This window comes from Robiginitomaculum antarcticum DSM 21748, assembly GCF_000365025.1.
GTDB classification, from domain to species: Bacteria; Pseudomonadota; Alphaproteobacteria; order Caulobacterales; family Maricaulaceae; genus Robiginitomaculum; species Robiginitomaculum antarcticum.
In genome coordinates this window covers 348,007-362,093 of record NZ_KB823012.1, presented here as the reverse complement: position 1 = coordinate 362,093, position 14,087 = coordinate 348,007, and the positions used below count along the sequence as shown (strand labels likewise).

The 14,087-nt window shown below is 52.6% G+C and carries 19 protein-coding genes; 9 read left to right on the top strand and 10 right to left on the bottom strand.

The features are described 5' to 3' along the window. The first annotated feature begins 105 nt into the window (after positions 1 to 105). Positions 106 to 615 (top strand): hypothetical protein, encoded by a 510-nt coding sequence (locus H142_RS0108650; RefSeq protein ID WP_017931729.1) that lies wholly within the window; start codon positions 106 to 108, stop codon positions 613 to 615. Here H142_RS0108650 and H142_RS15020 read toward each other — a convergent pair. Then, complete coding sequence (locus H142_RS15020) at positions 612 to 1,028, bottom strand: BLUF domain-containing protein (protein ID WP_017931728.1); 417 nt, start codon at positions 1,026 to 1,028, stop codon at positions 612 to 614. The genes H142_RS0108650 and H142_RS15020 overlap by 4 nt on opposite strands. 296 nt (positions 1,029 to 1,324) lie before the next feature. On the opposite strand from H142_RS15020, the gene thiC reads away from it, so the two are divergent. From thiC to H142_RS0108625, 4 genes are all read left to right on the top strand, one after another. Further along, positions 1,325 to 3,292: a phosphomethylpyrimidine synthase ThiC gene (gene thiC, locus H142_RS0108640; RefSeq protein WP_017931727.1), complete on the top strand. Its 1,968-nt coding sequence runs from the start codon at positions 1,325 to 1,327 to the stop codon at positions 3,290 to 3,292. Positions 3,293 to 3,295: 3 nt separating this feature from the next. After that, positions 3,296 to 3,754, top strand: coding sequence for a hypothetical protein (locus H142_RS0108635; protein ID WP_017931726.1), 459 nt, complete (start codon positions 3,296 to 3,298; stop codon positions 3,752 to 3,754). A gap of 275 nt (positions 3,755 to 4,029) precedes the next feature. Beyond that, the gene (locus H142_RS0108630) at positions 4,030 to 4,323 is read left to right on the top strand and encodes a GIY-YIG nuclease family protein (protein WP_017931725.1); all 294 of its coding nucleotides are present in this window, start codon (positions 4,030 to 4,032) and stop codon (positions 4,321 to 4,323) included. Positions 4,324 to 4,524: 201 nt separating this feature from the next. After that, entirely contained in the window at positions 4,525 to 4,926 is a 402-nt protein-coding gene (locus H142_RS0108625; protein WP_017931724.1) for a hypothetical protein, read from the top strand. Here the strand turns inward: H142_RS0108625 and H142_RS0108620 are convergent. Then, entirely contained in the window at positions 4,923 to 5,924 is a 1,002-nt protein-coding gene (locus H142_RS0108620) for an LLM class flavin-dependent oxidoreductase (protein WP_017931723.1), read from the bottom strand. The two genes, H142_RS0108625 and H142_RS0108620, sit on opposite strands and share 4 nt — an antisense overlap. A 241-nt stretch (positions 5,925 to 6,165) precedes the next feature. Then, positions 6,166 to 6,363, bottom strand: a complete 198-nt coding sequence (locus tag H142_RS0108615) for a hypothetical protein (protein WP_017931722.1) — start codon at positions 6,361 to 6,363, stop codon at positions 6,166 to 6,168. A gap of 314 nt (positions 6,364 to 6,677) precedes the next feature. Between H142_RS0108615 and H142_RS0108610 the strand changes: the two genes are divergently transcribed. Then, positions 6,678 to 6,887 carry a cold-shock protein gene (locus H142_RS0108610; protein WP_026147907.1) on the top strand — a complete coding sequence of 70 codons (210 nt, stop codon included), beginning with the start codon at positions 6,678 to 6,680 and terminating at the stop codon, positions 6,885 to 6,887. Positions 6,888 to 6,960: 73 nt separating this feature from the next. Beyond that, positions 6,961 to 7,356 (top strand): GIY-YIG nuclease family protein, encoded by a 396-nt coding sequence (locus H142_RS15015; RefSeq protein WP_017931720.1) that lies wholly within the window; start codon positions 6,961 to 6,963, stop codon positions 7,354 to 7,356. A 54-nt stretch (positions 7,357 to 7,410) separates the two neighbouring features. Here the strand turns inward: H142_RS15015 and H142_RS15010 are convergent, their stop codons facing one another. Beyond that, the gene (locus tag H142_RS15010) at positions 7,411 to 7,743 is read right to left on the bottom strand and encodes a SemiSWEET transporter (RefSeq protein WP_017931719.1); all 333 of its coding nucleotides are present in this window, start codon (positions 7,741 to 7,743) and stop codon (positions 7,411 to 7,413) included. Positions 7,744 to 7,859: 116 nt separating this feature from the next. Here H142_RS15010 and H142_RS0108595 point away from each other — a divergent pair, with 116 nt between their 5' ends. Both H142_RS0108595 and H142_RS0108590 read left to right on the top strand, forming a co-directional pair. Further along, positions 7,860 to 9,002: a PA0069 family radical SAM protein gene (locus H142_RS0108595; RefSeq protein WP_017931718.1), complete on the top strand. Its 1,143-nt coding sequence runs from the start codon at positions 7,860 to 7,862 to the stop codon at positions 9,000 to 9,002. A 38-nt stretch (positions 9,003 to 9,040) separates the two neighbouring features. After that, positions 9,041 to 9,487 carry an HIT domain-containing protein gene (locus H142_RS0108590; RefSeq protein ID WP_017931717.1) on the top strand — a complete coding sequence of 149 codons (447 nt, stop codon included), beginning with the start codon at positions 9,041 to 9,043 and terminating at the stop codon, positions 9,485 to 9,487. A gap of 82 nt (positions 9,488 to 9,569) precedes the next feature. Here H142_RS0108590 and H142_RS0108585 read toward each other — a convergent pair whose 3' ends face one another. The 6 genes from H142_RS0108585 to H142_RS0108560 form a co-directional block, all read right to left on the bottom strand. Then, positions 9,570 to 10,022 (bottom strand): hypothetical protein, encoded by a 453-nt coding sequence (locus H142_RS0108585; protein WP_017931716.1) that lies wholly within the window; start codon positions 10,020 to 10,022, stop codon positions 9,570 to 9,572. Positions 10,023 to 10,031: 9 nt separating this feature from the next. Continuing rightward, positions 10,032 to 10,514 carry a YbjQ family protein gene (locus H142_RS0108580; RefSeq protein ID WP_017931715.1) on the bottom strand — a complete coding sequence of 161 codons (483 nt, stop codon included), beginning with the start codon at positions 10,512 to 10,514 and terminating at the stop codon, positions 10,032 to 10,034. Beyond that, a complete protein-coding gene (locus H142_RS0108575) occupies positions 10,515 to 10,835 on the bottom strand; it encodes a YbjQ family protein (RefSeq protein ID WP_017931714.1) in 321 nt (106 codons plus the stop codon). Between the two features lie 64 nt (positions 10,836 to 10,899). After that, positions 10,900 to 11,292: a hypothetical protein gene (locus tag H142_RS0108570; protein WP_017931713.1), complete on the bottom strand. Its 393-nt coding sequence runs from the start codon at positions 11,290 to 11,292 to the stop codon at positions 10,900 to 10,902. A 141-nt stretch (positions 11,293 to 11,433) separates the two neighbouring features. Beyond that, positions 11,434 to 12,603 carry a methyltransferase domain-containing protein gene (locus H142_RS0108565; RefSeq protein ID WP_017931712.1) on the bottom strand — a complete coding sequence of 390 codons (1,170 nt, stop codon included), beginning with the start codon at positions 12,601 to 12,603 and terminating at the stop codon, positions 11,434 to 11,436. Between the two features lie 157 nt (positions 12,604 to 12,760). After that, on the bottom strand, positions 12,761 to 14,053 hold the full coding sequence (locus H142_RS0108560) for an adenylosuccinate synthase (RefSeq protein WP_017931711.1): 1,293 nt from the start codon (positions 14,051 to 14,053) through the stop codon (positions 12,761 to 12,763). Between the last annotated feature and the right edge of the window lie 34 nt (positions 14,054 to 14,087).

The following is a 14,087-nucleotide window of genomic DNA, read 5'->3' as shown; positions in this document are numbered from 1 at the left end:
AGTTCAGTTTAGGCAAAACAGGACAGGCGGCAAGGCTACGTCACACAAATTTCTTTACCGATACACCCGCCTTATGGCAGTATCGCGCAGTGACGGAGCCGTATAATGACTGACGCATCACCGCTGTACGAATGTCGTGCCAAATTATCCGGCGCACAGGGGGTCGACTCCCGGGTCGTCAACAGGACAATCTGGGGGCTGTATTTCATCTGGGCCATAATCGTCGGATGGAGTTATTATCAAGACGGCACCTTACCGGATAAGATTTTATACCTTTCAATTGGCGTATTAATTATCGCAATAGTGCGTCAGTTTTTGCGGCTCATCCCCAAAACGGTAAAGCGAAAATCTGCGACAATTATCAAAGCGGCGTCTATATATAACCTCTCTGCTTATGACGAGGTCATTGTTAGCGCAGACGTTTTAGAACTTGGCAATCAGAGTAGCGGTGAGTTTCGCGACATTGCGCGCAAAGATATCCGCGAGGCAAAGCTGGATTATGTCAATGGCGCACGCGTTGTGGCCGTCAAATTCACATCCGGCAGCTCTGTTGACGTGGTAAAATTACGCGTTCCGGATCCCTATCATCTAGCGGCCATATTGCAGCCGGTCTAATCCAGTCCGGCCCGATCGGCGAAATCTGCTGTTGGCGCTTGAAGATCATCTGTCAGCGCCAGAACATTGGCCAAGCTGTCGCGCGTGAGTTTAAAGAAAATATCCATATCGATCGGCGCGGCAAGCGGACGGTAGCCCATGGACCAGTCGGAAAAATCCGGAGACTTTATGTTTTGCTCGCGCACCAAAGTGACGCTGTGATGACGGCTATCGGCTTGAATATTTGTATACAAGCCGCGGACATGCGCCTCATCACCTTCCAAAATCTGCATGATCTCATCATTATAAGTCAAAAGCAGGCCGGTTATGCCATGGGCGCGGTTGCTGATCGCGCTGAACATCGCGATGGCGCGAAAGTCGGATTCTCCGACGCCCTTGGCCGCTTTGGAGGCGTAAATAAGTCTAAATACCATATTTTCGTCATCTCCCCGTTTGGATAAAAACTCTCTATCCTTCGTCCCCGCAAGTCAAATTAAGAGTGTTCTATATGCGTATGAGCGCGGGGAAGGGATTGGAGCGGTAGATATTTTTTCACAGACGCAGCCCCGCCTTGCACTACGGGTAAATTAACCGCATAAAGGCATTATCCGAGCGGCGTCCGACAGGACTGAGAAGCACGCTTTGAACTTGATCCCATTTACATGGGCGGAAGGACGGACAACGCGGCCATACCGCGCCTGAAAACCGCCCGCTAATAGCGAGTGTAGCCATGAACCAGATCCCCGACCAATCCGAATTTAAAACGCCCGTTGTCACACAAGGCGGATTGCCCAACAGCTCCAAAGTCTATACCGCGCCGCAGGCCGATCCGACCCTGCGCGTACCGCACCGCTTGGTCCACCTGCATGAGAGCGCCAACGAGCCGGACGTGCCCGTCTATGACACCTCCGGGCCTTACAGCGATAGTAACGTCACGATTGACGTGGAAAAAGGTCTACCCCGTCCGCGTACAGCGTGGGTGAAAGCGCGCGGCGGCGTCGAGGAATATCAAGGCCGCCACGTCAAACCTGAAGATAATGGCGGCGCGAGCGGCAAATATCTGGCCCGTGAATTTCCGACCCGCCATAACCCTCTGCGCGGCGTTGAGCGTATCAGCAAAACGCAAGTTTCATCTTCGCCTTGTGACATGGACCTCGACCCGCCGGTCAACGCGCAGGGACAACCTTTGGTGACGCAATATGAATTTGCGCGGGCCGGCATTATTACCAAGGAAATGATCTATATTGCCGAGCGTGAAAATCTGGGCCGCCGCGAGGCCGTTCCAGGCGCGCAGGCCCGCGTCGATGCCGGAGAGAGCTTTGGCGCGCATATCCCCGCTTTCGTCACGCCGGAATTTGTCAGAGGCGAGATCGCAGCGGGCCGCGCCGTCGTCCCCGCCAATATCAACCACCCCGAGCTGGAGCCGCAAATTATCGGCCGTAATTTCCTCGTGAAAATCAACGCCAATATCGGCAATTCCGCCGTCACATCTTCCGTTGAGGAAGAAGTCGATAAAATGGTCTGGGCGACGCGCTGGGGCGCGGATAATGTCATGGACCTGTCCACGGGCCGCAATATCCACAATACCCGCGAATGGATCATCCGCAACTCGCCCGTCCCCATTGGCACGGTGCCGATTTACCAAGCGCTGGAAAAAGTGAACGGCGAAGCCGAAGCGCTGACATGGGAAATTTACCGCGACACATTAATTGAGCAATGCGAGCAAGGCGTGGATTATTTTACCATCCATGCCGGCGTGCGTCTGGCCTATATTCACCTGACAGCCAACCGCGTCTGCGGCATTGTCTCGCGTGGCGGATCGATCATGGCTAAATGGATGCTATCCCACCACAAAGAGAGCTTCCTCTACACGCACTTTGAGGACATTTGCGACATCATGCGCGCCTATGACGTCACGTTCAGTCTCGGTGACGGATTGCGCCCCGGCGCGATTGCCGACGCCAATGACCGCGCGCAATTTGCAGAGCTGGAAACCCTTGGCGAGCTAACACAAATCGCGTGGAAAAAAGGCTGTCAGGTCATGATCGAAGGCCCGGGCCATGTCCCGATGCATAAGATTAAAATCAATATGGAAAAGCAATTGCGCGAATGCGGCGAGGCCCCGTTCTACACGCTTGGCCCGTTAACGACAGACATCGCGCCCGGCTATGACCATATCACATCGGGCATTGGCGCGGCCATGATTGGCTGGTTCGGCACGTCCATGCTATGCTATGTTACGCCCAAAGAGCATTTGGGATTGCCGGATCGCGACGACGTCAAAGTCGGCGTGATTACCTATAAACTCGCCGCCCACGCCGCCGATCTGGCCAAGGGTCACCCCGCCGCGCAGCTTCGCGATGATGCGCTGTCGCGCGCGCGTTTTGAATTTCGCTGGGAAGATCAATTTAACCTGTCGCTGGACCCCGAAACCGCCAAAGACTATCACGACCAAACCCTGCCCAAAGATGCCCATAAAGTCGCGCATTTCTGCTCCATGTGCGGGCCTAAGTTTTGCAGCATGAAGATCACGCAGGACGTCCGCGACTACGCCGACAGCCTGTCCGATAACGAAAAAGCCGCTCTCTACCCCGAAGCGTCTGAGATGAGCCAAGGGCAAATTATCGAAGGCATGGGCGAAATGAGCGCGAAATTTAGGGATAAAGGCGGAGAGATTTATTTAAAGGCGGGGGAATGAGAAATGCGCATAGTTGTAATTTTAATAACATTATTTGTCCTTACACATGCCGCTAGCGCAGAGACTTACAATTGCCCGGATGGTGATCTGGCCCGCACTGATTTTGAAAGCGGCGCTGCACAAGAGTGGCCAATTTACCAAGAGGGCGCTGCAGCTCGTGTGCAAAGGCAATTTCCGATAACAGCCGTTACAGCGCATTCAAAATATTTTCCATATAGCGAAGAGTATGGCGTCGCTATTTGTCAATATTACAATCATGTTGGCGTCATTTTCCAGTTCGGATTACGTGTAAAAGCGCAATCTGATCTATCAAAAAATTACACTTGGCGTAAAGAATACAAAGAAAGCAATGTGAAAAATGATGTAGTCGGAGAAGAGTTCGTTCAAGCCTGCATGAAAATTTCCAATAATTTAGAATATCCAAGCATAGGGTGCAGCTTCACTTTGCTGGATGAGAATTAAGTTTGACTAAAGCCACCGCCTCGTCCTTCGAGTCCCCGCGCCTTAGGCGCGCCCTCAGGATGAGGCTTGCTTTTGATTTTAGATGATAGGGGTAGTGTTAGGGTGGTTTAGTCTGTCCAAAGGTACCTTAAACTCTCCCCAACACCCCAATCTCACCCAACACCTCATCCTGAGGACGCGCGTAGCGCGTGGACTCGAAGGGCGAGGTGTTGCGCGCTGGCTTATCACTTTATTGACCCTCTGGTCACCTACCGAACAGCGCGGTATAAAACCCCATGAACATCTGGGTTTATATTTTGAAATGCTCTGACGGCTCTTATTACACGGGCAGCCATCGCGGTGATGATATGCGCGGACGGCTGTGGGAGCATAAGAATGCGGTTTATCCTAAATCCTATACGGCCAAACGTTTACCAGTCGAACTGGTCTGGACCGAGTGTTTTGAAGAAGCAGAGCCTGCCATATCCTTTGAACAACAGATTAAAGGCTGGAGCCGCAAGAAGAAAGAAGCTTTAATTCGAGGAGATTGGGAGGCGTTACCAAAGCTGTCAAAACGCGGGCCGGCTTGACTATCAACTCTCAAAATGACCAACCTCGCCCTTCGAGTCCCGACCCTGCGGGTCGCCTCAGGATGAGGTCTCTTCTGTCTTTTTCATAGTCGCCTTGTCTTTCGACCGGGCGGCCGGAGCACCCCTCCCCGCACCGGAATTTACAAATTACGTAAAATGTGGTATAGCACGACTATGCTATAAATTATTGGGGAGAGAATTATGGCTGTTTTCATAGCGTCCAAAGCACTGATTTTGACACTCATAGCGGTGCCCATGCTCATACAGAAATGTGATGATGGGAGCAGCACAATAAAGGTCACGGCGATAAACTGCGCCGTTGAAGATACCGTCGTTACGGCGGCGGGCAAGAGCACGGCAAAATCGGGAAACCAATGGCATGTGCGGTTTGATGTGAGCGTGACCTGTAAAGGTAAACCCGTCAAAGGCGCGCAAATCGAAGCCAGCTTCTGGTGGGGGAAATCCCGCTTAATGACGACAGGCAATTTGGGCAAGGCGACCTATGCGCGTACAGTTCATGGCGATCCATCCGGTATGACCGCTGACTTCACGGTCGAAGGCAGCGGAGGTCAGACCACGACGGGATCCTTTACTGTCCCTTAAGCCCCTAGCGTTTCGCGTATTCCCATGGTTAGCTCCATCGACTTTAGCCGTGCGGCTTGATCGTAAAACGGCATGGAGATAATATATTCATCAGGGGAAAGTTCGCGCTGAAACTGCGACAATTGCTCCGCGACCTGCTCAGCCGTTCCGACCGCGCTGCATTGCAACATGCTCTCCAGATGCGGGCCGAGCTCCGCCGGCACCTCAAAATTCTCGACGGGAGCAGGAATAAGGCCGCGCTGGTTTGTGATAATACCGATAAAGGCCTGCAGCAATGTTGTGAAATGAAACTGCGCCTCCTCTTCGGTGTCCGCCGCAAAGACATTACACGCCATCATGAAATAGGGCTTATCCAAATATTTGGACGGCTTGAAATCCCGGCGATAAGTCTGCGCCGCCTCCAAAACATGTTGCGGCGCGAAATGCGAAGCAAAAGCGTAAGGCAGTCCCAAATGGGCGGCGAGCTGCGCGCCAAACAGGCTTGAGCCGAGGATCCAGACCGGCACTTGCGTGCCCTCGCCAGGAATGGCGCGCACGCCTGTGTCATTCAGCTGTCCGCCGGGCTCGTCAAGATAAGATAAAAGCTCCATGACATCCTGCGGAAATCGATTGGCCGCCTTCTGCGCATCTTTGCGCAAGGCGCGAATGACATTGCGGTCTCCGCCCGGCGCGCGGCCCAGCCCCAGATCAATCCGCCCGGGATGTAATGTGGCGAGCGTGCCGAATTGCTCGGCAATGGTCAGCGGCGAATGATTGGGGAGCATGACGCCGCCGGAGCCGACGCGTATGGTTTTTGTCTGCGTCGCAATATGGGCGATGAGCACAGAGGTGGCCGAGCTGGCTACGCTGACCATATTATGATGCTCGGCATACCAGACGCGTTTATAGCCCAACTGCTCGGCCTTTTGCGCCGTACTGACGCAATCGTCGAAACTTTGCGCAATTGTGTGGCCCTCAGTGACGCGGGCGAGATCGAGAATTGAAAAAGGAATAGTCATAGGGGTTAAATGGCCATTGCGCGCTGAAAATCAATCCGTATTATGTATCGCGTGGCCGCGCGCGTTAACTTCTATCCCTGCGGCGATCTCCCTTTATCCCGCTAAAACCGCACTTTTCAAAAGAACAATCCCCGCCTCTTCTATTTGCCCTATGTTTAAACTGTTCTTTTGGACCGGACAGGTAAGACGTCTCTTGCCCGCCAGAAGACGGTATTGGATCTGGGCGAGGTGAGGTTACGGCTCACATCAAACGGGTTTGGGAGCAGACTGCGCTGTGGACTGTGACCTTAGCGAGAGCCGCGTATCGGCCGTGAGATATCGCTGCGGGGATGGCATCTTCGTAAACACTAGAAAACTCTTTGGCAGCCTTCGGAGCTGCCGCCCCGCAGGCTTCCTGCTTACTTTGCGGCGCGCCGCCGCCGACCAACCCGGCGCGCATGTGGTCACCCGATGGGCCATCGCAGAATGGCGCATGGGCAAATGAGAGGACGCTGGATTAGCCGTTATCAACCCGATGGTAAGCATATGCAGCTTTCCTGTTTACAGACCTTGTAATCACAGCCCTTTTCGCCCATATTGGGTTTATCGATATTACGGCCAGACAATCGGCTTACTAACCGCGACAGCCTCCGTCCAAAGGAGATTCTGTTTCGGGGACTATGTTATTACCTCTCCCGACATCGACTAACGCGTATTTTGTCTCACAATGAGGCGGCGCAAAACCATGACGTGAAAGGAATACACATGTCAGAAATGAAATCAGGAACAGTTAAGTTCTTCAACACCACTAAAGGCTTCGGCTTTATTCAACCAGAAAACGGCGACGACGTGTTTGTACACATCTCAGCTGTACAGCGCGGCGGCCTCCAAGGTCTGCAAGAAGGCGACAAAGTTCGCTTCAACACGGCTGTTAACGAGCGCTCCGGCAAAACTGCCGTTGAAGACATCGAAATGGCTGACTAAGCTTTTTCTCCGGACTCTTGCAGTTCGGACTATGTAATGAACGCGCCGCAATCTTTGGATTGCGGCGCGTTTTTTGTTAGAACAACCGACTGTCTATTATGATGAAAGTGATTTACACGCCGCTATGTTTTACACCTATATTCTGACCAACCGCCCCAAGGGCACACTGTATTTCGGTCATGCCGATGACCTGCCTGCCATTATAGCCGCGCACAAGGCCGGCAAGGTTGATGATCTCAACCCTAAACATATGGCGTGCAAAATGCTGGTCTGGTTCGAAGCCCATCCCGATCTGGGCAGCGCGTTTAACCGCCAAACCGATATGCTGACATGGAACCGCTCCCAGGTGATTAAACGCATCAAGCTGCTCAATCCAAAATGGGCGGATCTGAGCGATACATTGACGCCGGATATACTGGCCGATCCTGCACGCAAATTCCCGTCTGATAACGCGCTGCCGTCCGTATAAAACAAGCGCCGACTACCGAGTATTGCAAAAGCCCTCACAGCAGAGCTAAGAAACTTAAATCTGAATATCCGGGTTTTGATCGGGCTCTAACGGCGTTCCGGGCGCTCTCGCCTGCAATGTGCCGCGACGTGAAAATCGCGCCTTGGCAGCGATGAACAAAATTGTCCCTGCAAGGATGAGCGTGATCAGATTTGCTACGATAATCGGCATAGCCTGCGTCGCTATTCCATAAGCCAGCCATAGCGCGACCCCTAACGTAAACAGCGTATACATAAGAAGCGATATGCCGCCCGTACGGCGCGTGCGGATCACAAGCACGGCCTGGGGTACAAAACTGGCCGTGGTCAATGCGGCTGCGATATAGCCCAGAATTTCAACATTGGTCATAGGGCTGTTTAGGGCGCGTGAATGGATACGGCAAGATTGAATATATAAATCTATCCACAGAGTGTTCTATTTTTGTTCTAGACTAATAAGGATTATAGTCCTAGGATAATCATCCTATGACCTCGCCCCATTTTATACCATTTACGCCGCCAAAGCGCGGCACCGAAAACCCTTTACGTGAAAAAGGACGCGCAGCCCGCAGTAATGACAGCGGCCGTTATGAGCCGGTGCAGCGTCAGCGGTTTGACGATGGATGGAACAGCCTCGCCGATGATGACCGCATCGGACGGCGCACAACTGTCACAATTGAAAAACCCAAAACGATTATCAATAAAGTGACCAGTCCCTATGTCGGGTTTGACCGGTCTATCAATCCCTATCGCGGATGTGAGCATGGCTGCATTTATTGTTTTGCGCGGCCGACCCATGCCTATCACGGCTTATCTCCGGGTCTGGATTTTGAAACCCGTCTTTTTGCTAAACCCGACGCGCCAAAATTATTGATCAAGGAATTGTGCAATCCCAATTACCGAGTCCGCTCAATCGCTGTCGGCACGAATATGGACGCCTACCAGCCGATTGAGCGGCGTATGGAAATTATTCGAAACGTTTTGAAAGTCCTCTCAGACTTTCATCACCCGGTTTCTATTTTAACCAAGTCCGATTTAATTACGCGTGATTTGGATATTCTCGCGCCGATGGGCGAGAAAAACCTGACGCGCTGTATGATCTCGATCACGACGCAAGACCGCGCACTGGCACGCGCGATGGAACCGCGCTGCCCAACGCCGGAGAACCGCTTTGAAGCCTTAAAAAAACTGGCCGATGCCGGTGTTTCTACGGGTATTATGCTAGGCCCGATGATACCGGGACTTAACGATAGCGAGCTTGAGAGCATTATGGAGCGAGCCGTCTCGCTTGGCGCGAGCTATAGCGCTTATACAATATTGCGCTTGCCGCAGGAAGTCAGTCCGCTATTTCAGGAATGGCTAGAGGTGTTTGCCCCTGCCCGCGCCAAACGCATTATGAACCATATCCGCACCATGAATGGCGGCAAGGATTACGATCCGGCATGGTCTCGCGGCGGCGAGGTTAAAACCCCCTTCGCGCAGCTTATCGCGCAACGCTATGCGCTGTGTCAGCGCCGCACCGGACTGGTCAGCCAGGAGTCCAGCGCGCATTCACGCCATAGTCTGGATTGCACGCAATTTCGTATCCCCTCATCGGTGTCAGGACAAAAAGATTTATTTGATATCTAACTCTGGCCAGTCACGCCGTTAGAGATTAGGGTTTTGAAATGACATTTAAACTTCATTCTGATCTGTCCCGCGATGGCTTGTGGCTGGGTGATTTTACGCTCTCGCGGCTTTTAATGATCAATGATGCCGCTTATCCTTGGTGCGTTCTCGTTCCGCGGCTTGAAGGCGTTAAAGATGCCTATGAGCTTAGCGAGAACCAACATGGACAGCTTACAGTGGAAAGTCGCGCGCTGTGCCGCGCGATGATGGCGGTGTTTCGCGGTGATAAAATGAATGTCGCCGCGCTCGGCAATATGACGCCGCAACTCCATGTTCACCACATTGTCCGGCGGGCAGAAGATCCGGCTTGGCCGGGCGCCGTCTGGGGGCATTCACCGCTGACGCCGATGGATGCAAATGAGATCAAAACACGCTCCGCAGCCCTGCATAAAGCTTTAGCGGATGAGGTCTTAGCGTTTGAGAGTGCAACGCGGCATAAAATGTGATTGCCCTGCCTTCAAAGTCTGAATGAAGGCGCGGAAATTTCTTATACGATCGGGGTCAATCTGTGCGCGCCGCATGACCACATTAGCCAGCGCATTTGACCAGTGGGCCACCGCCAAAATCGCTATTAATCACAATTTGATCCGGCGCAGTGCGGGTAATCCGCATGACGACCGCTTCTTCATCAAGCTGTATACGCGGACAATATCCCGCAACAGCAATACTGCCGTCGGGAAGCTCTTCTGCAACCGCGAAGCGGCAGGTGCGGTTTTGTGATGTGATGAATTTGTCAGCCTCAAACGTCCATTTGGCGCTACTGTCACAGGCGCCCTGCGCGGCCCAATCGCCTTTCACATAAAGGTCATAGAATTCACGCCCCGCCTCCTGCGCAGCGGTCTGGGCAGGATTTTCAAGGCGCGGCTTGGCCGCTTCTATTTTTGCCTCTTCGGCATCTATGACCTTCTGTACGGAAGGCGGTGCATCGCAGGCCGCTACAGAAAGCATTAAAACCGGCAATACATAAAACACTTTAAACATAATTTTCCTTTATTCGGATGCACACACCGCCGTGCCATACGCCAGAAATTCTATCCCGCCGGTGCGGCCCTTTGCTCCAAGGATTGAATATCCTTCGAAACGAACCTGCAGGATTTGCGCTGCTCCAAGATTGTCCGCTTGGATTTTCATACGGATAATCGCCTCACGACGGCCTCTATTACATAAGCCCTCGAAGCTGGACAGGTTCCGCCCGAACACACTTTGAAAGGCAGCGATCAAGGATCGAAATACATCATTACCCAATGTGACATTGCCGACAACGAGTGCGCTTTCACCTCTTGGCAAATCGCCACGCAGGGCGTCGGGAAAGGCGGGACTTGTCCAAATATGAATATGGGACAGTTCAGCTTCAGCCTGATCTAGACGCGCAAGATGTCGCTGCGCGATAATTTTACCCGTAAAATAGCCGAGAACCAGTATCAGGACCGGCCAGATATATAATATTATTTGAAACTGATTCCACCCGGACATTTAATCGACAATCACTGCCGTGCCATAGACAAATAATTCCGACGCGCCATTCGCGACGGATGATGTTCCATAGCGTATATTGATGACCGCATTCGCACCCAAATTTTTAGCTTCAGTCAACATTCGGGCCGTACATTCTTCCCGCGCCTCGCCGAGCAGTTCGGTGTAACCGCGCAGTTCTCCGCCGACAAGGTTTTTAAAACCGGCGGCAATGTCGCGGCCTAAATGTTTGGTGCGCACCGTATTGCCCTGCACAAGACCAAGATGTTTGACTACCTCACGCCCCGGTAGGGTCGAGGTATTGGTTAAAATTATGTCCATTCCGGTCTCCGCTTTAGACCTAATGGTAACAATTTAAGCCCTAAGCGAAAAGGTCTAAATCGGTTTACTGCCCCGGGATAGAGCTTTCCGGCGTTTCACCATCGGACAGGCAAATATCAGTGACGACTTGGCCGTCAGCATTCACCCAGATGATCTGTTCAGGCTCAATTACGCGCTCATATGGGACTTTATTGTGCGCCCCGACTGGAATTTCTTTCACTTCACCTGTCTCAGGGTCCGTCACATATTGCGGTTCGTCTTCGACGCCGGTGATGTAAAATCCGCGTTTGATAACAGCCGGAATAACCTGACGCTCTAATGTATCAGTCGGCGTACATGTCATCGCCTCTGTCTTAATCGTGATCGGCGCGGGCTCGGGCTCAGGCACGGTTTTACAGGCGGCAGTCACAGTTATCGACGCAATTAAGGCGGCAAGGCATAGGTTTCGGCTCATCATAGCTCTCCCCTGAAGGCTGGTTTCTTCCCTTTTAACCTAATCGACGTGGCAAAACTATGACGGCATGATGTTTTTTTAGCAATAAGGGCCGAAGCACAAAAAGCCCCGAACATGTCGGGGCTTTGATTTAGGTGATAGCTCTTAACAGCAGCTCTCTTCGCGCTGGCTCGGATCGCTGGTAATTTTAGCTTTACCGAGTTTGGTTTCCTGCGGATCGCGGCGGCGGACACTGCAATTATTCTGAAAATCTACTGTCTCGGTCACTTCGACAGCGGGTTCTACAAAATAGAATAAATCGGCATAAGGTTCACGCTTTAACAGATCAAAGGTCTTTGCACAGACAGCACTACGCACGCCGCGCATAAAAGTATGCCCGTCATCATCTTTAATCTGGCGGAACGGGCCTTTGTAAATCACAGCCTGGTTTTTTTCAAAACACGGGCCGTGCTTGCCCTTATAGGCCAGATAGGTCGCGCTGCGATATTCGATGCCTTCAACAATTTGCCATGGCTCATATTCGAATTTATCAACGAACACACCGTGGAAACCGGCCTCTTCCAGTGCCGTACAAAATTCGTCTTCACGCAAGGCGCCGGAAATGCAGCCCGACCACAAACGGGGGTCGTTTTTAAGCGATTCAGAGCTGTCTTCGTCAGACACAATATCGGATACAGCCACGCGGCCACCAACTTTAAGAACGCGAAACATTTCGGCAAACATCTGCTTCTTTTTTGAATCAGACACCAAATTAAGCACGCAATTGGAGACAATAACATCGACGCTATTATCCGGCACCATTGTCATGTCCTGACCGATGCGCAAAATCTCTTCTTCCATGCGCTCCATGTCGCCGGCGGATTTCACCGGGTTTTTGGCCAGCCAGCTATTAAGCGCATCCAGATCGGTTTTCAGATCTTCGATATGGCCGCGCTTAAACTCAACATTGGCATAGCCCACGCGCTCGGCAATAACAGGCGCTATACGGCGCGACAGCTCCAGCATATCATCAGTCATATCAATGCCGATAACTTTGCCTTCCGGTCCGACAATCTGGCTGGCGATGAAGCAGATTTTACCGCCGCCCGAGCCCAGGTCTAAAACCGTATCGCCTTCGCGCACATACCGTGAAGGGTCGCCGCAACCATAATCACGTTCGATGACTTCTTCGGGAATAATTTTCAGATATTGTGGGTCATAATCGATCGGACAACACAGCGCTGCTTCAAACTCCTTTGCGCCCGCGCCGTAACGATCCTGGACATCGCTGCGCACATCGGCATTCGTCGCAATCGTTTCGTTATATCCGTCCATGGTTTCACCTTAAATCATCAAAATTTTTATAAATGTATCAGTCTCATGACTCGGCGCAAATACACAAAATTGTCACCTGTCAAAGTGTAAGTGTGATAAGATCGCGCAGACTTGGTTACGCTAAGACGCGCGAGATTGGTGCACAGCGATGGGTAGCCTAGCCCTTAAACGGATCGCGGATCAAAATAACGTCTTCGCGTTCCGGCGATGTAGATAGAACCGCTACGGGACAGCCTGTCGCCTCTTCAAGACGCCGGACATATTTGACCGCTTCGGCCGGCAGTTCAGCCCAACTGCGCGCACCTTGCGTTGATCCGCTCCAGCCCGGCATAGTCTCATAAATCGGAGTCACTGCCGCCTGATTGGACATGCCCGCGGGAAAGCGGCGGATGATCTTGCCGTTCAGCTTATAACCCGTACAGATTTTAAGTTCGGCCAGTCCGTCCAAGACGTCCAGTTTCGTCAGGGCTATACCGTCAATTCCACCCGTAATGATCGCCTGGCGCACCATGACGGCATCAAACCAGCCGCAGCGGCGTTGTCGCCCTGTAACTGTGCCAAATTCATGGCCACGTTCGCCGAGACGCTGTCCGATCTCATCGTGAAGCTCTGTTGGAAAAGGCCCCTCGCCGACGCGGGTCGTATACGCTTTGGTAATGCCCAAAACGTAATTGAGTGCGCGCGGCCCCATTCCGGAACCCGCGGCAGCCTGACCTGCAATGGTGTTAGAACTGGTCACAAAAGGGTACGTGCCGTGGTCAATATCGAGCATGGCCCCCTGCGCGCCTTCAAACAGGATTTTCTTTTCTGCGCGGCTGGCCTCATCAAGATGATGCCAGACGGGTCCTGCAAATTGCAGAACGCTCGGCGCGATGTCGAGGAGCTTTTGCGTCAACTGCGCGGCGTCAACGGCGTCGTGGCCGAGGCCGATGCGCAGAGCATTATGATGATGTAGCAAATTATCTACGCGCTCGCGCAAATGCGACTCATCGGCGAGATCACAGACGCGGATGGCACGGCGGGCCACTTTATCTTCATACGCCGGACCAATGCCGCGGCGGGTCGTACCAATTTTAACGCCATCAGCGCGGTTTTCCCGGATTGCATCAAGCTCACCGTGTATGGGAAGGATCAGTGACGCAGTGTCAGAAATCAACAAAGCGTCAGGTCCGATATGGACGCCCTGATCGCGTATGCGCTTGATCTCGGATTTTAAAGCCCATGGATCAATGACAACGCCATTGCCGATGACAGACATCTTGCTGCCGCGCACAATGCCGCTGGGCAGTAAGGAGAGCTTATAGGTCGTGCCATCAACCACCAGAGTATGACCGGCATTGTGACCCCCTTGAAAGCGGACAACAACATCGGCGCGGCTGGACAGCCAGTCAACGATTTTACCTTTACCTTCGTCTCCCCATTGGGATCCTACGACGACTACATTGCCCATAGCTTACTCACAAAAAAGCGGCGCAAAGCGAGCC